The sequence below is a fragment of the Mycobacterium florentinum genome, from assembly GCF_010730355.1.
GTDB lineage: Bacteria > Actinomycetota > Actinomycetes > Mycobacteriales > Mycobacteriaceae > Mycobacterium > Mycobacterium florentinum.
Window position 1 is genome coordinate 361387 of the sequence record NZ_AP022576.1, and the last position, 21199, is coordinate 382585.

At 64.7% G+C, this 21199-nt stretch carries 21 protein-coding genes; 12 read left to right on the forward strand and 9 right to left on the reverse strand.

Translation table 11 applies throughout. The annotated features are described in order from the left end of the window. Together G6N55_RS01750 and G6N55_RS01755 are read left to right on the forward strand one after the other, a co-directional pair. On the forward strand, positions 1-585 hold the full coding sequence (locus G6N55_RS01750) for a TetR/AcrR family transcriptional regulator (protein ID WP_085220302.1): 585 nt from the start codon (positions 1-3) through the stop codon (positions 583-585). Between the two features lie 40 nt (positions 586-625). Then, positions 626-1210: a TetR/AcrR family transcriptional regulator gene (locus tag G6N55_RS01755; protein ID WP_085220301.1), complete on the forward strand. Its 585-nt coding sequence runs from the start codon at positions 626-628 to the stop codon at positions 1208-1210. Here G6N55_RS01755 and G6N55_RS01760 read toward each other — a convergent pair whose 3' ends face one another. Together G6N55_RS01760 and G6N55_RS01765 are read right to left on the reverse strand one after the other, a co-directional pair. Beyond that, positions 1211-1975 (reverse strand): SDR family NAD(P)-dependent oxidoreductase, encoded by a 765-nt coding sequence (locus tag G6N55_RS01760; protein ID WP_085220300.1) that lies wholly within the window; start codon positions 1973-1975, stop codon positions 1211-1213. After that, positions 1972-3003 (reverse strand): phosphotransferase family protein, encoded by a 1032-nt coding sequence (locus G6N55_RS01765; RefSeq protein ID WP_163667132.1) that lies wholly within the window; start codon positions 3001-3003, stop codon positions 1972-1974. The genes G6N55_RS01760 and G6N55_RS01765 overlap by 4 nt, the downstream gene beginning before the upstream one ends. A 307-nt stretch (positions 3004-3310) precedes the next feature. Here G6N55_RS01765 and G6N55_RS01770 point away from each other — a divergent pair, with 307 nt between their 5' ends. Next, entirely contained in the window at positions 3311-4552 is a 1242-nt protein-coding gene (locus G6N55_RS01770) for an acyl-CoA dehydrogenase family protein (RefSeq protein WP_264002019.1), read from the forward strand. Between the two features lie 27 nt (positions 4553-4579). Further along, positions 4580-5446, forward strand: coding sequence for a hypothetical protein (locus G6N55_RS01775; RefSeq protein ID WP_085220298.1), 867 nt, complete (start codon positions 4580-4582; stop codon positions 5444-5446). A 32-nt stretch (positions 5447-5478) separates the two neighbouring features. On the opposite strand, the gene G6N55_RS01780 is transcribed toward G6N55_RS01775, so the two are convergent. After that, positions 5479-5700, reverse strand: a complete 222-nt coding sequence (locus G6N55_RS01780; RefSeq protein WP_085220297.1) for a dsRBD fold-containing protein — start codon at positions 5698-5700, stop codon at positions 5479-5481. Between the two features lie 8 nt (positions 5701-5708). Further along, on the reverse strand, positions 5709-6665 hold the full coding sequence (locus G6N55_RS01785) for an Acg family FMN-binding oxidoreductase (protein ID WP_232078897.1): 957 nt from the start codon (positions 6663-6665) through the stop codon (positions 5709-5711). A 408-nt stretch (positions 6666-7073) separates the two neighbouring features. Here G6N55_RS01785 and G6N55_RS01790 point away from each other — a divergent pair, with 408 nt between their 5' ends. Both G6N55_RS01790 and G6N55_RS01795 read left to right on the forward strand, forming a co-directional pair. Next, complete coding sequence (locus G6N55_RS01790) at positions 7074-8228, forward strand: cation:proton antiporter (protein ID WP_085220295.1); 1155 nt, start codon at positions 7074-7076, stop codon at positions 8226-8228. Between the two features lie 99 nt (positions 8229-8327). Continuing rightward, positions 8328-9338, forward strand: a complete 1011-nt coding sequence (locus G6N55_RS01795; RefSeq protein WP_085220575.1) for an Acg family FMN-binding oxidoreductase — start codon at positions 8328-8330, stop codon at positions 9336-9338. Here G6N55_RS01795 and G6N55_RS01800 read toward each other — a convergent pair whose 3' ends face one another. Further along, positions 9339-10316 carry an Acg family FMN-binding oxidoreductase gene (locus tag G6N55_RS01800; protein WP_085220294.1) on the reverse strand — a complete coding sequence of 326 codons (978 nt, stop codon included), beginning with the start codon at positions 10314-10316 and terminating at the stop codon, positions 9339-9341. Between the two features lie 161 nt (positions 10317-10477). On the opposite strand from G6N55_RS01800, the gene G6N55_RS01805 reads away from it, so the two are divergent. The 6 genes from G6N55_RS01805 to G6N55_RS01830 all read left to right on the forward strand — a co-directional run bounded on the left by G6N55_RS01805 (position 10478) and on the right by G6N55_RS01830 (position 15885). Next, a complete protein-coding gene (locus tag G6N55_RS01805) occupies positions 10478-11242 on the forward strand; it encodes a universal stress protein (protein WP_085220293.1) in 765 nt (254 codons plus the stop codon). 19 nt (positions 11243-11261) lie between these two features. Continuing rightward, positions 11262-12077: a universal stress protein gene (locus G6N55_RS01810; protein ID WP_085220292.1), complete on the forward strand. Its 816-nt coding sequence runs from the start codon at positions 11262-11264 to the stop codon at positions 12075-12077. Between the two features lie 59 nt (positions 12078-12136). Then, on the forward strand, positions 12137-12790 hold the full coding sequence (locus tag G6N55_RS01815) for a response regulator (protein ID WP_085220574.1): 654 nt from the start codon (positions 12137-12139) through the stop codon (positions 12788-12790). Positions 12791-12929: 139 nt separating this feature from the next. Continuing rightward, the gene (locus G6N55_RS01820; RefSeq protein WP_085220573.1) at positions 12930-14579 is read left to right on the forward strand and encodes a GAF domain-containing sensor histidine kinase; all 1650 of its coding nucleotides are present in this window, start codon (positions 12930-12932) and stop codon (positions 14577-14579) included. 95 nt (positions 14580-14674) lie between these two features. Continuing rightward, a complete protein-coding gene (gene fdxA, locus G6N55_RS01825) occupies positions 14675-15019 on the forward strand; it encodes a ferredoxin (RefSeq protein WP_085220291.1) in 345 nt (114 codons plus the stop codon). An 83-nt stretch (positions 15020-15102) separates the two neighbouring features. Next, a complete protein-coding gene (locus G6N55_RS01830) occupies positions 15103-15885 on the forward strand; it encodes an SDR family oxidoreductase (protein WP_085220290.1) in 783 nt (260 codons plus the stop codon). Here G6N55_RS01830 and G6N55_RS01835 read toward each other — a convergent pair. The 4 genes from G6N55_RS01835 to G6N55_RS01850 all read right to left on the reverse strand — a co-directional run bounded on the left by G6N55_RS01835 (position 15878) and on the right by G6N55_RS01850 (position 21188). Next, positions 15878-18778: an MMPL/RND family transporter gene (locus G6N55_RS01835; RefSeq protein WP_085220289.1), complete on the reverse strand. Its 2901-nt coding sequence runs from the start codon at positions 18776-18778 to the stop codon at positions 15878-15880. The two genes, G6N55_RS01830 and G6N55_RS01835, sit on opposite strands and share 8 nt — an antisense overlap. Then, the gene (locus tag G6N55_RS01840; protein WP_085220288.1) at positions 18775-19191 is read right to left on the reverse strand and encodes an MmpS family transport accessory protein; all 417 of its coding nucleotides are present in this window, start codon (positions 19189-19191) and stop codon (positions 18775-18777) included. The genes G6N55_RS01835 and G6N55_RS01840 overlap by 4 nt, the downstream gene beginning before the upstream one ends. A 301-nt stretch (positions 19192-19492) precedes the next feature. After that, entirely contained in the window at positions 19493-20101 is a 609-nt protein-coding gene (locus tag G6N55_RS01845; protein ID WP_085220287.1) for a TetR family transcriptional regulator, read from the reverse strand. Positions 20102-20246: 145 nt separating this feature from the next. Further along, positions 20247-21188: an alpha/beta hydrolase gene (locus tag G6N55_RS01850; RefSeq protein WP_085220286.1), complete on the reverse strand. Its 942-nt coding sequence runs from the start codon at positions 21186-21188 to the stop codon at positions 20247-20249. Positions 21189-21199: the final 11 nt, after the last annotated feature.

Below are 21199 nucleotides of genomic sequence, written 5' to 3' on the forward strand. Positions count from 1 at the left end.
ATGCCCAGCGAACTGGAGCTCGACGCGGACCAGATCGTTGCTGCCGCTGTGGAAATCATGCGTGAGAGCGGCCTGGACGCGATCAGCATGCGCAGCGTGGCCAACCGCTTGGGTGTCACCCCGCCGCCGGTCTACTCGCGAATCGGCAACAAGGACGCGCTGATCGATGCGGTTGCCGAGCATATGCTCGACGACCTGGCGCCCGAGCTGGAACGCGATGAACCCTGGCCGGACTATGCGCGCCGCTGGACCCGCCAACTCCGCGCACGACTGACCGACGCGGCCGACTGCCGGCTCTTCCTGCAGGCGAAGCGTCCGGCCTATCTGAAGGCATCGCGCCCGCTGCTGAAAAGCATGCGCCGCGACGGCATGTCGACCGATATGTCGGTGCGTGCCTGCCGGCTCTTGACCTGGGCGGCCGTGGGTTTCGTCGCGATGGATCATCCGCCGAGCACGAACTCGACGCGTCGGCGGGGACGGCTTGCCGGCAGCGACCCGGCGGGGGTGACTCGCGAGGAAGTCGACGAGTTGTTCGCCACGCACATCGACTACCTGATCGAAGGTATTCGCCGCGACAGCGCGTAGCCTGCGGTGTCGGCACGGTCGGGGCTTGTACGATGCAGCGATGGCCAAGCCGCTGATCCCGGCCGACGACATCCTCACGCACGCGCTGGACCTGCTGGATTCCGAAGGCATCGAGGCTCTCAGCGTTCGTCGACTATCGGCCGCATTGAAGATCTCACCGCGGACGCTGTATCAACAGGTCGGCAATCGCGAAGCACTGATCAGGGCGCTGGTCGCCCGTCACTTTGCGCAGCTGAAACTCGACTTCAAGGAGTACGACACCTGGGAATCGACGGCGCTGCACTGGTGTCAGGCGTTGCACGACGCCCTTCGTGCCCATCCGTTTCTGACCGAGCTGATGACCATCGACGACCGCAGCGCAGTCGCCGAGTATGTCAACGCGTTACTCAAAGCCACTCTGCGGGAGGGGATTCCGCGCCCGCTGGCCACCGAATGCTGCCGCGGCCTGGCGCACATGACGATCAACCATTCCATCGTCGACGTGCGCGCGCTGCGTGAGTCGAAACGCTCCGAAGCCGAGACCGCCAAGATCGAGCAGAACTTCCCCCGGCTGGTCGAATGGGTGATCTCGGGGGTGCGGGCGGAGGCGGGCGGCGTCGGCGCCAAGGCGAACCGGTCCCGCTGATCACCCGGAGACGCCGCCGTCAATCGTCATGAGCGATCCGGTGGTGTAGCTCGACGCGGCGGAGAGCAAATAAACGACGGCTCCGACGATCTCGTCGGGTCGGCCAACTCGTCCGAGCGCGATGCGGCGCACCAGCTCCGGCAGCAGGTCGGGGTTGCGGACAAAGCCCGACGCCGCGTCGGTGTCGAAGGTGCCGCAGATGATCCCGTTGACCCGCACGCCGGCGCCGGCGTATTCGATGGCCGAGGCGGTGGTCAGCGCGTTGAGGCCGGCCTTGGCCGCCGCGTAGACCGTGGTGACCGGGGTGGGTTTCACCGACGCCAGCGAACTGATGTTGATGATCGACCCACCGCCGGTCCTGGCCATCGCCGTGGCGGCCAGCGCCGTCAACCGGGTCGGGCCTTTCAGGTTGACCCCGATCACCTTGTCGAACAACACCTCTGAGGTATCCAGCAGCGAGGGCGCAAGTGGGCTCATCCCGGCATTGTTGACCAACCCGTCCAGGCGGCCCCATCGGGAAACGGCCGCCTCGATGACGCCGGGCAACGATTCCCAATCGCCGACATGGCATGTCAACGAATGGGCCTGCCCGCCCGACTCGGTGATGGTGGCGGCCAGCGCCTGGCACGAGGCGATCTTTCGGCTGGCGATCACCACTCGGGCGCCGCGCTCGGCGAGCCCGACACTCATCGCGGCGCCCAGCCCTCGGCTGCCGCCCGTGACGAGGACGACCCGGTCGGCGACATCGAAAAGGGGGTCGGTCATTGCGCGAATCTCCTTGCGCGGCTGAGTAGTTCATCGATAACCGGCCCGAAGAACTCATGGATCGGGTTGCGGGACTCACCGCGCAAGAATTTGGCGTAGGACGCCTCCAGGACGATCGCCAGCTTCCACGCACTGAACACCTGATACCAGTCGAATTGCGACAGATCGCGCCCGGTGGCCTCGGCGTACCGCGTGATCAGTTGATCCGGTGCCTGGCAGTGATCGCGGTCCATGCCGTGCGGCGCGTCCGGCGATCCCAGCGCGATGGGGTTTCCTGCCTCGGGCCAGAAGATCATCGCCCAGGCCAGGTCGATGAGGGGATCACCCACCGTGGTCATCTCGAAGTCGACGACGCAGGCGATCCGGGGTGGCGGTGCCGGCGCCCAGATGACGTTGTCCAGCTTGTAGTCCCCGTGCATCACGGTGAGGTCGCCGCCGGCGGGCAGGTTATCGCGCAGCCAGCCGGCGAGCTCGTCCACGCCGTCCAAATCGCGGGCCCGGTACCCCGCCAGTTGCGCTAGCCATCGATCGACCTGGCGCGGCAGAAACCCCTGAGGGTGCGACAGTTCGGCCAGGGTGGTGCCCGTCCATTCGACCGCATGCAGCGCAACCAGGGTGTCGATCAGCTGTTCGCCGATCAGCCCGTGTGACGACGGATCCCGATGCAGCGCTTCGGGAAGGCCGTCGCGGCGGATCACCCCGCCGTCGACGTAGGACATCACGAAAAACGGGGCGCCCAGGATGGCGGGGTCGTCGCTGCGCGCCAGCACCGTGGGCACCGGGATCCCGGCCGCGCCCAGCGTCTCCATGATCCGCGCCTCGCGGATCACCTGATGAGCGGTGTCGGAAACCGTGGCCAGTGGCGCCCGGCGCACCACCCAGGCCTGCCCGAGCCGGTCGACGCGGAACATCTCGCAACTGCCACCACCGCGAATAGGGGCCACCGACACATCGGCGTCCTCACCCGTCGCCTCGGCCAGCCAATCACGAAACCGCGCGACGTCGAAACCCGTTGCGGCAGCACCCATGCGCCGATCCTCCGATCGCCGGTTAAAATAACGCCGATTCCGTAAAGCTACCAGTCGACGGGATCCATGATCGACCAGGACGGGCGAATCCGTCGAGTCTGCGCAGAGGGCGCAAATTTCGGCGATTTCTCGCCGTGGGCGCGGGCTCGAAGCCGTGAACGCACACTCATTGCCGTCCGACGGCAGGGGATTCTGTACAGTCAATGAGCGGTGCTGTACAGTCGCCCAGCACAGGCTCAAGGTTCGGACACGACGACGGCGTCGGGAGGTCATCGGCGATGACGCACAGACGAATTCGGCACCGCAGGTGAGCGCCGAGACCGCTGAAACCGTGGCGGAGTTTCGCAGCCGGGCCCGAGCCTGGTTGGCCGCCAATATGCCGCGGCAGGGTCCCGCCGAAGCCGCGCTTCTCGAGCGCGACGCTGAGCTGTCCTGGCACCGGGCGCGCGAGCTGCAAAAGAAGTTGTACGACGGGGGATTCGCCGGCATCTGTTTCCCGCGGGAGTACGGCGGGCTAGGGCTGGGCTACGAGTACAAGAAAGCGTTCGACGCCGAGGCGCAGGGCTACGAAACGCCGTTGCTTCTCAACGTGCCATCCTTCGCCATCTGCTGCGCGACCATCCTCGACATGGGCAGCGAGGAACAGAAGCGCACCCACATCCAAGCGGCGCTGCGCGGCGATGAAGTTCTGGTACAGCTGCTGTCCGAACCCAGCGGGGGTTCGGACCTCGCGGGCGTCATCACCCGTGCCGACCGCCGTGACGGACGCTGGATCATCAACGGCGCCAAGACATGGAGCACCTGGGCCTTCGCCGCCGACTACGGGCTGTGCCTGGCCCGGACCGATTGGGACGCACCGAAACACGAGGGACTGACGATGTTCCTGGTGCCGCTTGCGCACCCCGGCATCACGATCAACCGCATCCAGCAGATCAACGGCTCCATCGAATTCTGCGAAGAGTTCTTCGACGATGTCGAGGTGGGAGACGACGCCGTCGTCGGAGTACCGGGCAAAGGATGGGAAGTCGCCTCGCGGCAGCTCTATCACGAACGCCGCAGCATGGGTGACGGCTCGGAGTACACCAGCGGCCCGGGAATCTCTGAGGCCGAGGACGTTTCAATCGACTTGCTGGCGCTGGTCGAGAAGACGAACCAGCAGGGCAGCGAACGCGTGCGGGAGATGACCGGGCGCGCCCTGGTGCACCGCTACGTAGCCCGTCAGCTCAGCGAGCACGTCTTCCACGCGGTGGCGAGCGGGGCCCTGCCGCCCACCGCGGGTTCGATCATCCGGCTGTCGATGGCGGCGGTCCACGACGTCGAGATCGATACCGCGATTGCCGTCACCGGTCCATCGGCCGTCGTCGAGGACGATGCGCAACTGCTCGATATCGGCATCCGATACCTGGGCCGACAGATCGCCAGCATCGGCGGCGGTACCACCGAGATGGCGCGCAATGTGATCGGCGAGCGCGTGCTGAACTTTCCTCGCGAGCACGCCGCCGACCGCGGGGTGCCGTTCAACCAAGTGCGGCGAAACAGACAGTCCTGACCCGCTGCTCGAGAAAGGTGGCCGACATTGAGCGACCAACTGCGAGACATCCGAGAGTTGGCCGGCGACGCCGACGCCTATCGCGATGAGCTGTTCCGCCGCTGGACGGGTCTGCTCAGTTATCGCTACATCGGCCGCAAGCACTCGTCGATGGACATCGGTGACGTCGATGACACCGTCGTGATCCGCCGGGACATGCGCAATGAGGCCGGCGGAATCATGGTTGCGCCACTGGCTATCTCGTCGCCCGAAGGATGTCAGACCGACATGGTCGCGGTGCCCAATCCGGTCATCGCCTCGGTGCAGATCATCGACCCCGGCTACGACGTCTCCCGCGTCGAGATCGTCGGCTCCGGCGTCGTGCACCAGGGCCGGACCATGGGCTACGGACGGTGCAAGATCGTCGACGCCGACAACCCGGATCGGGTGATCGCCTTCAACGAGGGGCAGGGCGCGATCATCGGTATCCCGCCCGAAGGCCTTGACAGAATGGATGTTTCGGGCACCGAACTGATCATTGAGGACTCGCCCGACCTGCCGCCGCTGTGGGCCGCCTTCGGCGCCGCCAAGCGCGACGACGGGCATTGGGTGCTGCCCGCACTCAGCGCCGAACTCGCCTCGCCGGACGCCGCGTTGCACATCGGACCCCAGCACGTCGTGCTGGAGACCGCGGCGATCGACCTTGCCGCCGATCTCGCCGGGACCCGGAAGGTGCAGGTCGTCAGCTGGCACGTCATGTTCATGTCCCGCGGGAAGGTCGGCCCCTTCCGGGTGGAGGGCACCGCCCATGCCGGCGGGCCCGGACGCATCGGGGTGCGCATGCTGCTGCACGACGAAGGCAATGCGGACAAGGCCGTCACCTCCGCCGCGGCGATCTTCGAGGTGGTCGACTGACCCCGCCGAACGCTACCAACGACCTCCCTAGATCACCGACTGATACAGGTCAACTGGTGACCCAGGTCCGAAAAGGCCTGAGCCATCGCAAGTTGCTCGCCAATGTTGTCGACCTCAGCATGCGACAACCCAAAGCCGACAAGCGTGCGACCCCGCCATTGCAGGCGGGCCACCGCGCGACTCGTGCGGGCGCTCTCGTCGGAAGTGATGGTGACCGCGATCGTCTGGCTGTTCTGGGATCTGTTGCGGTTCATAGGGTTTCCTAGAGGTTGACGGTCAGCACATCGGCTAGCGGTCGCCGTGGGGTCGGCGGCGGGCGGTGCTCGTCATCGGGCGTGCGGCCGATCCGGACCAGCACCTCGGGCCGTGGGCGCCCGGTTAGCTTCGCGATGAGGTGTCGGCTGGTTGCGAGCTCGGTCAGATGGGTCAGGGTGCACGTGGCCAGTCCGGCAACGGTGGCTTCCAGCAATATTGTCGACAGCGTTTCTCCGCACCCGAGCAAATCGCGCCGACTGTCGGCATGCGAGGAGATCACCAAGATTGTGGACAGGTCGGCAGGCGTCTGCGCACGTCGTTCAGGATGGTGGCTGACCGGGAAGCTTCGCGCCACGTCCACACGGTCGGCCTCAGCCGCGGACGGCAACGAATCGTAAGGAATGCCCTCGCTCGCCTCAAACGGCGCTGTCCACCGCTGCAATGTCTCGAAATAGGGGGAATCGTAGAGTCGCAAGGAGTCCGTCAGATCGGTTGCATAAGCAAGCTCCTGACGATCGGCGTCGTCGATGACATCGACCAGAGCAACCGTACTGTCGATACGGCTTCGCAACCCGGCTTCGAAGTCGTTCCACCCGGCGACCGGGCCGAACGCGAGGCGATCGGTGCGCCGCGTGGCGATGGCGGCGGCGCGACGTCGTTGTTCCTCGGTCACGGCGGTCATCTCCGTGAATGTGATCGAAGCGAGATGCTCGAGATTGTCAGGGTCGGGACAGCGACAAATATTCGCTTTCCATCCGGTAGCTCTCATCGCGACACGTAGGTGGTCGAGGGCCGCGCCGCTACTGATCAGCGCCTGCCGCTCGGTTGGGTCGGTTTGCACGACGCGGGCCGGATCTAGGAACAAATGTAATCCCGCGCGATCGGCGACCCAGTGCCAAGGCTGGCTGTTGTGGTACGAAGGGGCCCGGCAAGCCAGCGTCACCGCGCCTTTGAGCACGTCCATTGCAACAGTTGTCATTGACGTCACCTGGATCTCCCGCCATGTGCTGAATCGATCTCGATATCGACATTGCTCGAAACAGTTGGGACGGGGCAGAGTCGTTGGTCCCTAATCGCAACAATGGGGCCTATAGGCCCTCCGTGGAGAAGATTTTTTGAGGCTTAATGCCCCCACGAGGGCAAATATGTGCACTTACCCAACCGGGGCTGCGCAGTTACAGACAATTCACAAGTGCTGCAGTAGCTTTGGTTGCCGTCGGGCGACGTTGACGGGATTCCGGCGAATTCGTCCCGAGCGTATGGGGCATCGGACCCGTACGACATGTCCTTCGCGGGGTTATTCGTCAGCTCGGGTACCGCAAATACGATCATCCGATGACAATGCTTCTCGCTCCCGCGAAAGGACGCTGAGATGTCGGGGTTCGGCTTCGACACGCTGGCGCTGCTGACGGCGGTGGCCTTCGTCGGCCCCTTGGTGGCGTCACTGCCGCACCTGCGGATTCCGCTGATCATCGGCGAGCTGGTCGCGGGACTCGTACTCGGCAAGACCGGGTTCGGCATGCTCGACGAGTCCAACCCGACCTTTCAGTTGTTCGCGGACATCGGCTTCGCGCTGGTGATGTTCGTCGCGGGCACACATGTGCCGATCCGCAGCCGCGAGGTGCGCGCCGCGGTGCCCCGGGCGCTGGCGCGAGTGGCACTGTGTGGCGTTCTCGCGGTCGCCCTCGCCATCGGGCTGGCCTGGCAGTTCGGCACCGGCCACGCGGCGCTGTACGCGGTGTTGATGACCTCGTCGTCGGCGGCGCTGGCGCTACCGGTGATGGGTTCGCTGGGATTGAAGGGGCCCGCGGTGCTCTCGGTGACCGCGCAGATCGCCATCGCCGATACCGCCTGTATCGTGTTGCTGCCCTTGGTGATTGACCTGCGCAGAGCGCCGACGGCGGCGCTGGGTGCGCTGGCGATCGCGGCGTGCGCGGCGCTGTTCTTTGTGGTTCTGTTCGTGGCCGATCGCCGGGGCTGGCGCCAGCGTCTGCACGATTACAGCCATAAGAATAAATTCGCGCTGGAACTGCGGACGAATCTGCTGGTGTTGTTCGCACTCGCGGCAGTGGCGCTGCGCACGCACGTGTCGATCATGTTGGCCGGCTTCGCGTTGGGGTTGGTGATCGCGGCGGTCGGGGAACCGCGACGGCTGGCGCGCCAGCTGTTCGGGATCACCGAGGGATTCTTCGGGCCCTTGTTCTTCATCTGGCTCGGCGCATCGCTGCACGTGCGAGAACTGGGTGCGCACCCGAAATTGATCCTGCTGGGCGTGGCGCTGGGGCTGGGCGCCGTGCTGGCGCACTGCGTGGGCCGGCTGCTCGGCCAGCCGATAACCCTTGCCGTGCTCTCGGCCGCCCAGCTCGGTGTGCCGGTGGCCGCGGCCACGATCGGGAACGAGGAAAACCTGCTGGCCCCGGGCGAGGGTTCGGCACTGATGCTCGGCGCCTTGCTGACGATTGCGGCCACCTCGATCGCCGGCGCATTGGCGGCGCGCGTCCAGCCCAAGTCCACCCAACCCGAGTAGTGGCACAAAGTCCTTACCGACTGGGGCCGTCCTGCCCTCGTCCGTCCGTTGGCGCTGCGCAATCGTTGACCTGATGCATCACCGAAGGGAGCAATGGCGATGAATGCGAGCCTTCCCGACGCCGCCACGATCCAGACCGTCTTGGGCCTGGCTTCCCGCGCTCCCTCCGTCCACAACACGCAGCCGTGGCGCTGGCGGGTGGCGGAGGAGAGCCTGCAGCTGTCCTCCGACGCTGGCCGGCAGTTGCCCAACACCGACCCCGATGGCCGGGATTTGATACTGAGTTGCGGTGCGGCACTGAATCACTGTGTCGTTGCCTTGGCGGCGGTCGGGTGGCGGGCGAAGGTAACCCGGCTTCCGGATCCCTCCGATCCCAGCCATCTTGCCGCGATCGAGATGTCGCCGTACCGCGCGGACTCCCTCGATATCGCCCTCGCCGCGGCGATACCTCGGCGGCGAACAGATCGGCGCCACTACAGTTCCTGGCCGGTACCGGTCGGTGATGTCGCGCTGATGGCCGCGCGGGCGGCCCGCAACGGCGTCACGTTGTGCCAAGTCGAAGACATCGATCGGCTGCACAAGATTGTGTCCCAATCGATTTGGGATCATCTCAACCACGACTACCTCGCCGAGCTCACCGAATGGAGCGGGCGGTACGCGTCGGTAGCCGGGGTTCCCGCCCACAGTGTGCCGGTGCCGGATCCACGGGCCAAGATTCCCGGACGTTTGTTCGCCGGTCCCGCCTTGGCGATGCCGGCGGGTGCCTCGGCCGCCGACGACAACGCCGTCGTCCTTGCGCTCGGAACCAGGACCGACGACCGGCTCGCGCAGCTACGTGCCGGTGAAGCCACCAGTGTCGTGCTGCTGACCGCGACGTCGATGGGCTTGGCGTGCTGTCCGGTCACCGAACCCCTGGAGGTGGCCGAAACTCGCGCGGCGGTGCACGCGGATATCTTCGGCGGCAGTCATTATCCGCAGATGTTGCTGCGGGTGGGGTGGGCGGCGATCAATGCCGACCCATTGCCGGCCACACCGCGGCGTGACCTCTCCGACTTCGTGGAGTGGGGCGCCGACGCACATCAACGCGCCGACTTTTTCAGGTCGAAGTAGCTAGCTGATCTCCAGGACCTCGTCCAACGGACGCCGTGGCGTCGGCGGGGGAAGCACTTCCATGGCCGGCGTCACCCCGACACGGACGAGCACCTGCGGCTGGTCCGATCCGTCGATCAGGCCGCGAACAATGTCGCGGCACTCGTCCAGTTCGATCAGGTGCGTCAGGGGGCAGGTGGCCAGGCCGGCCATCGTGCATTCCAGCAAGACGGACGACAGCGCTTCGCCGCACCGCAATGCGTCCGATCTGGTGTCTTCCGGAGTCGACAGCAGCAGAATCTTCGACCAGTCGACCTCGACCTCGGGTCGCCGACTCTGATGGCTCCGGCCCGGGAAGTCGCGCGCCACACCGACCCGCGGGCGTTCTTCGTCGGAAACCAGCGCGCTCGGCGGTATGCCTTCACTCACCACGAAACGCGAAGTCCACCAAGCAAGTTCCTCGTGGTACGGGTAGTCGTCGCGGCGAAGCGCGGCGCTCAGCTGCGAGGCGGCGGCCAACTGCGGGCGCGCATCGTCATCGAGCACATCGAGCCTCACCTCACCGTCGTCGAGCGCACGGCGCAAAACGGGTTCGAACAGCGTCCAGAACGTCGGTTCTGAGAAGGGCAGCCGATCGGTCCGGCGAAGCAGGATCGCCTGGACGCGATCGTCCTGGGACTTGGTGACGTGCTCGACCCGGCGGAATTCGATCGACGCCAGGTGGTCCGGGTTGTTCGGGTTCGGGAACCGTTCGGTGACCGCGTCCCACCCGGCGGCCAGCATGGCGACCCGGAGATGATCCAGGGCGCAACCACAACTGATGAGCGCTTGCCGCCCCGAATGATCCGTGCCCGGCACCAGGTGGCGCCGATCGAGGAACAAGCGCAGAGTGCCGCCTTCGGCCACCCAGTGCCAGGGCTGGCTGTTGAGCACCGACGGTGCACGGCCGGCCAGTCGAACCGCTTCCTTCAGGACCCCGCTGCCCGGTGTCGTGGGCATGCCGTCAACTCCTCGCCGCGCTTGTTGTCGTTCCCATCAACCTAGGGGACGAACGGCGTCGCATGAAGGGCCTTTTGGCCCCTCCGCGGTCGGCCGCATGTCAATAACCTGAAATTGGGCGAATCACATGATCAGCCCGGGCACGCCAGTCAGGAGCGGTCGTGAGTCAGCTGCATTGCAAGTCGGTGGTCGTCGGGGTCGACGGTTCGAAAGCCGCAATCACCGCTGCCAAGTGGGCGATCGACGAGGCGATCAGCCGTGAACTGCCGCTGCGTTTTGTGCACGTCGTCCCGCGCGAAGACGCGCGTGCCACCCAACCTTCCGGCTGGGAGGTCGAGCGCGGCGAGATGGCACTCTGGCAGGCCGACGGCGCCGTCCAGGGTGTGGGAAAGCCGGTCGAGATCGAAACAGCCCTTCTCTCAGGAGATCCCGAAGAAGTCCTGATCCATGAGTCGCAGGATGCGGCCCTGGTGTGCCTGGGCGTCGGCAAGCGCGAATGGGGGAGCGACGAGTTGTTGGGCCCAACTGCCGCGGCGCTGGCCACGCGGGCGCATTGCCCGGTGGCCATCATCCGAAGCGATTCCGACGAGCCGCCGGCGGAAGGTGGCGTGATCGCCGTCGTGGTCAACGACGAACCCGACAACGACGAGGTCGTGCACCACGCCATGGAGGAAGGACGGCTGCGCAAAGCCACTGTGCGCCAGATTGATCGGCGCCTCGACAGCTGGGTACGGCGCTATCCGGATGTTCGCGTCGAGGTCGTCGCCGCCGGGGCCGGCGTGCGAATGACCGAAAACCACAGCAACGCAATAGACCTCGCAGTCGTGGGACAGGCCGATGCCGACGAGATTACCAAACTCGGCGCCCTCAACTGCCATCCGATTCCGGGCTATCCCGACTGCTCGGTGTTGCTGGTCCGCCACTGAATCGCCAAAGGAGCCCGCGATGGCGTTCGTGACGCCCCGATCGATCGTCGTCGGTATCGACGGCTCGAAAGCGGCTCTGCGCGCCGCACACTGGGCGGTCGACGAGGCGGAAAAGGCTGACGTGCGGCTGTGCCTGCTCTATGCGATCGAACAGGATGAGGCGGCCGGGGTGGCGGACAGACTCGCCATCGCCGAATCCGCCCTGCGCCGAGTCTCCGGTGCAATCGAGGCCCTGAACCGGCGGGTCAAGATCGAGACCGAGATCGAGCACGAGCCGCCGGTCAACGCGTTGGTTCGTGCGTCGGCATCGGCGGCCATGGTGTGCGTGGGTGCGGTTGGTTTGCAACACTTTCGGGCAGGCCGGACCAGCTCGACTGCCTCGGCGCTGGCGATGTCGGCGCATTGCCCGGTAGCGATTATTCGGGACCGTGATGTCCATCGCCGGCAGCCCGCGCATGACGTTGTCGTCGAAATCGACTGTGCCCCCGACAACGGTCTGGTGCTGGGTGCCGCGATGGAGGAAGCATTGCTGCGCGATGCACCAATCCAGGCCGTCATGTGCCGGCATGCCGACAACGGTGATCGCCGGGCGCTCGCCGATCTGGATCGCCGGCTCGCCCGGTGGAAGCGCCACTATCCGCAGCTGCGGGTCGAGTCGGTCGGGGTGCACGGCACTCTGATGGAGTACCTGGCAAGGCGGCAGCGGCCGGTGCAGCTCGTCATCGTCGGCTCGCACGACCGCCAGCATCTGGGGGAGTTGGTCGGGCCCGCCGGCAATGCTGTCCTGCACGACGCCGGCTGCTCGTTGCTGATCGTCAATCGTCAACACTTGTGAAAGGGGCGATGATGAAGGTTGCGCAAATCGCCCGGCCCAGCCGGCAGGAAGGACTCGCAATGGTCACGGTATTTCTGGTCGACGACCATGAAGTCGTTCGTCGCGGTCTTGCCGACCTGCTCGCCTCGGACTCTGAGCTCGAAATCGTCGGCGATGCTGGTTCGGTGGCCGAGGCGATGGTGCGAATACCCGCGTTGAAGCCCGACGTCGCGGTGCTCGACGTTCGTCTTCCCGACGGCAATGGAATCGAGTTGTGCCGGGAGCTGCTGTCCGAGCTTCCGGACCTGCGGTGTCTGATGCTGACGTCGTTCACCTCCGACGAGGCAATGCTCGAGGCGATTCTGGCCGGTGCCAGCGGCTACGTCGTCAAGGACATCCGGGGCATGGAGCTGGCTCAGGCGATCAAGGATGTCGGCGCCGGTAAATCGTTGCTGGACAACCGGGCCGCCGCCGTGCTGATGGCGAAACTGCGCGACACCACCGAGCCGCCCGATCCGCTTTCCGGATTGACCGATCGGGAGCGAACTCTGCTTGGACTGCTCAGCGAGGGATTGACCAACAAGCAGATCGCCGCGCGCATGTTTCTCGCCGAGAAGACGGTCAAAAACTACGTATCGCGATTGCTGGCCAAACTCGGTATGGAGCGTCGGACCCAGGCAGCGGTGTTCGCCTCGAAGCTGGACCAGCGATCTACCAAACCCACGTCGCCGTAGCTCGTGTCGTAGCGATCCGCTTAAGCTGGGCCAAGGCGTTTTGCGTTGTCAAGGCTTAGTGGAGGTATCGGGTCGAGTGGCCAGCGATGAGAGCAGCTCGGCCTTTGCCGGACTCGGCCGGCGCGGCTTGGTTGACCGGATGCATGAGCAACTCGACGAGTTGCTGGCGGGCCGCGATCAAATGGAGCAGTTGCTGCGGGTCATCGTCGAGATCGGATCGGATCTCGACCTGGATGCGACCCTGCGTCGGATCATCATGTCGGCCCGGGATTTGACCTCAGCCCCGTACGGCGCCTTGGCAATACGCGACCCCGAGGGTGGGTTGGTCTCATTTGTCCACGATGGAATCGACGCCGAGACGGCGCGACAAATCGGGCCCCTTCCGGTCGGCAAGGGAATTCTGAGCGTGTCGCTGCTCGACACACCGGCTTTACGTTTGGACGATCTGACCACACACCCGGCCGCGGTCGGGTTTCCCGAGCACCACCCGCCGATGCGTGCCTTTCTCGCGGTGCCGATCACGATTCGGGGAACGGTGTTCGGCAATCTGTATCTGACCCACGACGAGCCGGCGCGGGTCTTCTCCGAATCCGACGAAGTCGCCGCGCGGGCGTTGGCGTTTGCGGCCGCGGTCGCGATCGACAATGCGCAAGTATTCGAGCGCGAGCGCACGTCGGTGAAGTGGATGGATGCCAGCCGGGAGATCACCACCGCGCTGCTTTCGAGTGTCGACTCGCGAACGACGCCGTTGCGGCTGATCGCCGAACGGGCCTGCGCCCTCACCGAAGCCGAACAGGCGATCGTGCTCGTCCCGGTTGACGCTGATCTACCGGCTGAGGAAAACGACACGCTCGTCGTCTCTGCCGCGGTCGGGCTCAACTTCGATGAAGTTGTCGGGCAACGGGTTCCGATCGACGGATCCACCAGCGGCCGGGTTTTCCGCTCGGGCGTGCCACTGATCACCGAGTCGCTGAACTATCCGATTCAGGCTTTCACCGATGTCGGCGAACGCTCGGCGATCGTGATGCCGCTGCGCGCACCCGAACAAGTCGTCGGCGTGATCGCCGTTGCCCGCAATGCCGGCCAGCCACCCTTCGACGACAGCTACCTCGACCTGGTCAGTGATTTCGCCACGCACGCCGCGATCGCGCTGATGCTCGCCGAAGGACGCGAGCACTCACGCCAGCTGACCATCGTGGCCGAGCGGGAGCGCATCGCGCACGACCTACACGACCATGTGATCCAGCGGTTGTTCGCCGCCGGCATGGATCTGCAGGGCACCGTCGCCCGAGTGCGTTCACCGGAGGTCGCCGAGCGGCTCAATCGCACCCTCGACGACCTGCAAACCATCATCGAAGAGATCCGCACCACGATCTTCCAGCTGAAATCCCCGCTGGGCGGCGACGGCGGCTTTCGCAATCGGATCCAACGGGTGGTCGCCGACCTGACCGGCAATCGCGACATCGTCACCACGGTGCGCATGCACGGGCCGATGACCGCCGTGGGCGGCGAACTCGCCGAGCATGCCGAAGCGGTCACCGCCGAAGCCGTCAGCAATGTCGTCCGGCACTCGTCCGCGACAAGACTGACCGTGGACGTCAGCGTCGCCGACATGCTGACCGTCGACGTCACCGACAACGGTTGCGGCATTCCCGCCGACAACCCCCGCCGCAGCGGATTGGCCAATTTGACGTACCGCGCCGAACAGGTCGGCGGATCCTGCGAAGTCAGCGCCCCGGACGGCGGCGGCACCAGGGTCCGCTGGACCGCTCCGCTGGATGATCGCTGACCGCGTATCACCGTTGCACGGCAGGGACTTTGGTCCCACGAACCGAGGTCCTTCGCCCGGCGCGACGTTGCGCCCGTCTGCGTAGCGTCATCGTCATGACCTATGTGATCGGCAAGGCCTGCGTCGACGTAATGGAGAAATCCTGCGTTCACGAATGCCCGGTGGACTGCATCTACGAGGGTGACCGAACGATGTACATCAACCCCGACGAGTGCGTGGACTGCGGGGCCTGCAAGCCGGCTTGCCACGCCGGTGCCATTTATTGGGAGGGCGATCTGCCCGACGACGAGCAGGCGCACCTGGCCGACAACGCCGCGTTTTTCGCTCTCCCGCTTGCGGGTCGTTCCGGCCCGCTGGGCTCTCCAGGCGGCGCCAGCGCATTGGGGCGCGTCGGTGTCGACACCCCGATGATCGCGGCAATGCCAGCCGCCGGAGCCTGAACCATCGTCATACATCCCCGCGCATCTGTATGGTGATCGCCAGCGTCTACCCCTGACGCTCCGATACGACGGGAGACATCGCGGTGGCAGAACGATTGGCGGGAAAGGTCGCACTGATCAGTGGGGGTGCGCGGGGGATGGGCGCCTCGCACGTCCGGACGATGGTGGCCGAGGGAGCCAAGGTCGTACTCGGCGACATCCTCGACGACGAAGGCAAGGCGGTAGCGGCAGAGGTCGGGGACTCGGCTCGTTACCTGCACCTCGACGTGACGAAGCCCGATGACTGGGATGCCGCGGTGGCAACCGCGCTCAGCGAGTTCGGCGGCATCGACGTGCTGGTGAACAACGCGGGCATCATCAACATCGGCACCTTTGAGGACTACGCGCTCTCGGAGTGGCAGCGGATCCTCGACATCAATCTGACCGGTGTGTTTCTCGGCATCCGCGCGGTGGTGAAACCGATGAAGGAAGCCGGACGAGGCTCGATCATCAACATCTCCTCGATCGAAGGCATGGCCGGAACCATCGCCTGCCACGGTTACACCGCAACCAAATTCGCCGTGCGGGGCCTGACGAAGTCGGCCGCGCTGGAACTGGGTCCCAGCGGAATCCGGGTGAACTCGATCCATCCCGGTCTGATCAAGACCCCGATGACCGATTGGGTTCCCGACGACATCTTCCAGACCGCGCTGGGGCGGGCCGCCGAACCCAAGGAGGTGTCCAGCCTCGTGATCTATCTGGCCAGCGACGAGTCCAGCTATTCCACCGGTTCGGAGTTCGTGGTCGACGGCGGTTGCACCGCGGGCCTGGGCCACAAGGACTTTTCCGCGGTGGAAACCGAAGAGCAGCCGGAGTGGGTTACCTAGCGGCGGTTGCGGATTCGGGTTCCGTGGCCGGCTTCGGCCACGGCGACGGGACCGGGCGTTGCCGCACTCGTTGCGGCCACCAGAACCACTTGCCCAAGAGTGCGGCAATGGATGGCGTCATCAGCGACCGCACGATCAGGGTGTCGAAGAGCAGGCCCAAGCCGATGGTGGTACCGACTTGACCGATCACGGTCAGCTCGCTGACCGCCATCGTCATCATCGTGAAGGCGAAGACCAACCCGGCAGAGGTGACCACCGAGCCGGTGCCGCCCATCGAACGGATGATTCCGGTGTTCAGGCCGGCGTGGATCTCCTCCTTGAACCGCGCCACCAGCAGCAGGTTGTAGTCGGCACCGACGGCGAGCAGGATGATGACCGACATCGCGAGCACCATCCAGTGCAGCTCGATGCCGATGATGTGCTGCCATATCAGCACCGACAGCCCGAACGACGCGCCCAGTGAGAGCAAGACGGTCCCGACGATGACCGCCGAGGCCACCACACCGCGGGTGATGATCAGCATGATGATGAAAATCAGGCAGAGCGAAGCGATTCCGGCGATCAACAGGTCGTAGGTGTTGCCATCACTGAGGTCTTTGAAAATTGCCGCGGTGCCCCCGAGGTAAATCTTCGAACCCTCCAGCGGGGTGCCCTTGAGTGCTTCGTAAGCGGCCTTCTTGATTGCGGCGATGTGCGAAATACCTTCTTGCGACATCGGATCGCCATCGTGGCTGATGATGAAGCGCACGGCGTGGCCGTCGGGGGAGATGAAGTTCTTCATGCCCTTTTTGAACTCGGTGTTGTTGAAGATCTCCGGCGGCAGGTAGAACGAGTCGTCGTTCTTGGACGCGTCGAACGCCTTACCCATCGCGTTGCCGTTCTTCTGCGCCTCGTTCTGCTGATCCTGCAGACCCTTCTGGGTCGAATACATGGTCAGCATCGTGGTTTTCATGGCCTTCATGTTTTCGATCATGGACGGCATCAGCGCCACCATCTGAGGCATCAGGGTGTCGAGATGATCCATGATCGGCAGCAGGCTCTCGATGTCATCGGTCATCGTGTCGATGCCGTCGAGGGTGTCGAAGACGGAGTGAATCGACCAGCACACGGGGATGTCGAAGCAATGCTTCTCCCAGTAGAAGTAGCTGCGGACAGGCCGGAAGGTGTCCTCGAAATCGGCTATATGGTCCCGTAATTCGTTGATGTCGATGGTCATGTCGTGCATCTTTTTGACCATTTTGTGCATGTCGTTGGACATCTGCACAGTGATGCTGGACATCTTTTCCATGCTGTCGATGGTGGTCTGCATCATGTCGGCCTGCTTGAGCATGTCGGCCATCTGGTCTTCTTGGTACTTCTGGTTCATCTGCTGGGTGACGCCCTGCATGCTCATCTGAAATGGAATCGAGGTGTGCTCGATCGGCGTGCCCTCGGGCCGCGTAATCGCTTGCACGCGGCCGATTCCCGGAACCCGGAAGATCGTCTTCGCGATCTTGTCGATCACCAGGAAGTCCGCGGAGTTGCGCAGGTCGTGATCGCTTTCGATCATCAGCACCTCGGGGTTCATCCGCGCATGCGAGAAGTGGCGATCGGCCGCGGCATATCCCTCGTTGGCCGGTAGATCGGCAGGCAGGTAGTTGCGGTCGTTGTAGTTGGTCCGGTATCCGGGCAGCGTCAGCAAGCCGATGAGCGCGATCCCGATCGTCATGACCAGGATCGGCCCGGGCCACCGCACGATCACGGCGCCGATCTTGCGCCACATCCGAATACGTTGCGTTCGCTTGGGTTCCAGCGTCTTGCCGAACCGCGTCGCCACGGTAATGACCGCGGGCCCGAGCGTCAACGCCGCGGCCACCACGACCACCATGCCGATGGCCAGCGGGATACCCAGCGTCTGGAAATACGGCAGGTTGGTGAAGTGCAGGCAGAACGTCGCGCCGGCGATCGTCAGGCCCGAGCCGAGCACCACGTGTGCGGTGCCGTGAAACATGTCGTAATAGGCGTCTTCGCGGGAATCGCCTTTACCCCGGGCTTCCTGATATCGGCCGATCAAGAAGATCGCATAGTCGGTGGCGGCCGCGATGGCCAGCGTGACGATCAGGTTGGTCGCGAATGTCGAGAGCCCGATGATGTTGTAGTAACCCAGGAATGCGACCATGCCGCGCGCGGCCGACAGCTCGAGCACCACCATCACCATCGTGAGCAACACCGTGACGATGGACCGGTAGACCAACAGCATCATCGCGATGATCACGGTGAAGGTGCACATCGTGATGAGTTGGACGCTGCGGTCACCAGCCACGTGCTGATCCGCCGAGAGCGCCGCGGGTCCGGTGACGTAGGCCTTCACCCCTTTGGGCGTGGGCATGCTTCTGACGATGTCTTGAACGGACTCGACGGATTCGTTGGCCAGCGACTCGCCCTGATTACCGGCGAGGTAAATCTGAACATAGGCGGCCTTGCCGTCGTTGCTCTGCGCACCCGCCCCGGTCAGTGGGTCGCTCCACATGTCCTGAACGTGCTCAACGTGTTTGGTGTCGGCGTCGAGCTTTTTGACGATCTGGTCGTAGTAGGCGTGTGCATCGGCGCCGAGCGGTTGTTGTCCCTCGAGAACGATCATGATCGAGCTGTTGGACTTGTATTCGTTGAACACCGCGCCCATGCGCTTGGTCGCGACCACCGATTGCGCATCGTCGGGGGCCATCGAGACCGAGCGCATCTTCCCGACCGTGTCCAAGTCCGGGACGATCGTGCTGAGCACCGCGATCAGCGCTATCCAGCCCAGGATGACGAATACTGCGTACTTCCGGATGAAACGCGGGATCTTCTCCCGCACTGGCACTGCAGCCGTCGGGATCGCGTCGGTGCGGGTCTCGTTGAACGTCGTGCTCATGCGGATTTCACCAGGCAGAAGGTCAGGGCGTGCACGCCGGTAGTTATCTTCTCGTCCTTGATTTCGTCATCGATGGTGATGCGGCAACCGAGGTAGTCGCCATCGCTTTGCGCGGAGAGATTCGGAAACACCGACGGGGCGGTGGTTTTGAGGACCAGCGTCCACGGCAGTGGCGCGCCGTCGATTCGTTGTGGGTCGGCGGACAGATCCAGATAGTTCACGTTGGCGCGGCTGGCCGAGCCGAACACCTCGTATTTGACGACCTTGGGCTTGAACGGCTTGGAGTCATCCAGCCGCGGGCTCGTCATAACGCCAGTGTCGTTGGCGCCGAAGAAGGACTTGACCCGCACCACGGCAAAGCCGCCGACCACCACAACCGCGACGATCAAGAGCGGCAGCCATGCATTGCGCACGATCTTCGATAACAGCAACTACATGAGTCCTTTTCTCGTCACCGTGTTGTGGCCAGCGCCCGCAAAACCTGGGGGCATTCGCGCGCACGAGCCGCATGACTCGGCATCGGATTTCGGTCCTCGCCGTGACTTGCGCGCCCGATCGTTACGTGCGGATGAAGCTGCCGGCGCGCGTCGCGGTCGTTTCCGGTACCGACGCGTGCCTCGCGTTGCGGAAGCGTCCCCGACCACCGCCACCAGCGCATAGTACATGATGTGCATATCTTGCACATCATGCAACGTTTGCTAGCGGTGTTTCAGATCACTTTGTGAAGATGCTGTTCACGAGCGCGGCGGCCCGCTCGACATAGGGCATCGGCGTGTCGTCAGGATCGACCGGCTCGCTACTCGCCCACTTTTCGAGGCCGGACCGCACCGCGGTCAAAGCGAGGGCGGAAATCAGGGCGGCCATCTCGTCGTCGGGTTTCATGTCCTGGCGGCGCACGATGATGTCGGTCAGCTGAAGCTGAAAGCGCTCCAGGTCGGCGAGGAATGCGGCCAGCACCGCGGGGGAGGTTTTGGCGAGTTCGAGCATGTGGGCGGCCTGCTCGCGCAGTGGGGGCACGTCGCGCAGGTGGTGGGCGGCCAGAGTGATCAGCTCTGCCAGCACCACCGAGTAAGGGGCAGGTCCGGCCGCGACGAAATCCGCGACCAGCTCGGCGGGGATGTCCGAGGGGCCGTAGGCGATAGCGGACTCTTTGTTCGGGAAGTAGTTGAAGAACGTGCGTGTCGAGATTCCGGCCTCGGCGCAGATTTCCTCGATGGTCACCTTGTCGAAGCCGCGCTCGAGGGCCAGCCGCACCGCGGCGTCGCGGATGTCTGCGCTGGTCTCCCGGCGACGTCGCTCGCGCAGTCCCATCGGGTTGGCCATACCCCCATAGTTGCACGTTCTGCACATTTTGCAGTCAACTAGCCAGATTGGCATACCGAATCAGGTCGCCTCGCACGCCCTTTGTCGCGCCGGGTTGGTCGCCAAATCCAAACGTGGACAACACAATTTCGAATGAGCAACGCGCTCAGTGTGGTTGATCTTCGGCCGGTGCGGCCAGGGCGGCCCAGAGGTGGTCGCGCTGGCTGGCGAAGAAATTCACCGAGATCGGCGCCTTGTCGACGATGTGGTCGAACGCGTGGAACGCGCCGGGCGCGATCTCCTCGTGGACCGGCACGCCTGCCTCGCGCAGGCGCCATGCATAGTCCAGACACTCCTGGTGGTAAAGATCCAACGTCCCGACCCCGATCCAGGCCGGAGCCAGCCCGGACAGATCCGGGCGGCGCCCCGGGGCCGCCTCGACCGGGTCTGCTCCGTTCAGGTACCACTGCCAGGCCAGTTGATTGTCCGTTTCGGTCCACATCAGGCGCTTGGGGCCATCGCGGTTTGCGCCCGTGCGATCGTCGAGCATCGGGTAGACCAGCATCTGATAGGCAAGCTTGACCTCGCCGCGGTCGTGCGCCCGCTGCGCCAATGCCGCCGCGAAATGTCCGCCGGCGCTTGCTCCGCCGACCGCGATTCGGTCCGGGTTTACCCACGGTTGGCCCGCCAGCCAGAGCAGCGCCGCATAACAGTCTTCGAGCGGTGTCGGGTATGGGTGCTCGGGTGCAAGTCGATGTTCGACGGCCGCAATTGCGATGCCGGTCAGCCGAGATAGCTTGCGGCAGAACTTATCGTCCTGAACGGCGGTGCCCATGATGGTGCCGCCGCCATGGATCCACAGCAGCGCGGGTGCCCGCGCGGGGAGGCCGGCTGGACGGTGCATGCGAACCTTGACGTGTTCGTTGACCGCGACCACCGGGACATCGCGGAGCCGGCCGGCGTTGCCGAGCGCCAGCATGATGGCCCGTTGGACCTTGTAGCCGCGGTGCAGGGCGTATCCCCGGGGCAGAAAGCGGGCCACCTTACGCAGATCGGGATCCAGCGCCTGCGGCGAGGTGAAGGCATTCTCGGGCAACGCGTTTGCCATGACTGTTCTCT

Coding starts and splice junctions, on each gene's coding strand:
- G6N55_RS01760 (WP_085220300.1), bottom strand. CDS start 1,975: ATGACCGACCCCCTTTTCGATGTCGCCGACCGGGTCGTCCTCGTCACG.
- G6N55_RS01850 (WP_085220286.1), bottom strand. CDS start 21,188: ATGGCAAACGCGTTGCCCGAGAATGCCTTCACCTCGCCGCAGGCGCTG.
- G6N55_RS01820 (WP_085220573.1), top strand. CDS start 12,930: ATGCATGAGCAACTCGACGAGTTGCTGGCGGGCCGCGATCAAATGGAG.
- G6N55_RS01755 (WP_085220301.1), top strand. CDS start 626: ATGGCCAAGCCGCTGATCCCGGCCGACGACATCCTCACGCACGCGCTG.
- G6N55_RS01795 (WP_085220575.1), top strand. CDS start 8,328: ATGAATGCGAGCCTTCCCGACGCCGCCACGATCCAGACCGTCTTGGGC.
- G6N55_RS01835 (WP_085220289.1), bottom strand. CDS start 18,778: ATGAGCACGACGTTCAACGAGACCCGCACCGACGCGATCCCGACGGCT.
- G6N55_RS01810 (WP_085220292.1), top strand. CDS start 11,262: ATGGCGTTCGTGACGCCCCGATCGATCGTCGTCGGTATCGACGGCTCG.
- G6N55_RS01780 (WP_085220297.1), bottom strand. CDS start 5,700: ATGAACCGCAACAGATCCCAGAACAGCCAGACGATCGCGGTCACCATC.
- G6N55_RS01815 (WP_085220574.1), top strand. CDS start 12,137: ATGGTCACGGTATTTCTGGTCGACGACCATGAAGTCGTTCGTCGCGGT.
- G6N55_RS01800 (WP_085220294.1), bottom strand. CDS start 10,316: ATGCCCACGACACCGGGCAGCGGGGTCCTGAAGGAAGCGGTTCGACTG.
- G6N55_RS01790 (WP_085220295.1), top strand. CDS start 7,074: ATGTCGGGGTTCGGCTTCGACACGCTGGCGCTGCTGACGGCGGTGGCC.
- G6N55_RS01765 (WP_163667132.1), bottom strand. CDS start 3,003: ATGGGTGCTGCCGCAACGGGTTTCGACGTCGCGCGGTTTCGTGATTGG.
- fdxA (WP_085220291.1), top strand. CDS start 14,675: ATGACCTATGTGATCGGCAAGGCCTGCGTCGACGTAATGGAGAAATCC.
- G6N55_RS01785 (WP_232078897.1), bottom strand. CDS start 6,665: ATGGACGTGCTCAAAGGCGCGGTGACGCTGGCTTGCCGGGCCCCTTCG.
- G6N55_RS01845 (WP_085220287.1), bottom strand. CDS start 20,101: ATGGCCAACCCGATGGGACTGCGCGAGCGACGTCGCCGGGAGACCAGC.
- G6N55_RS01750 (WP_085220302.1), top strand. CDS start 1: ATGCCCAGCGAACTGGAGCTCGACGCGGACCAGATCGTTGCTGCCGCT.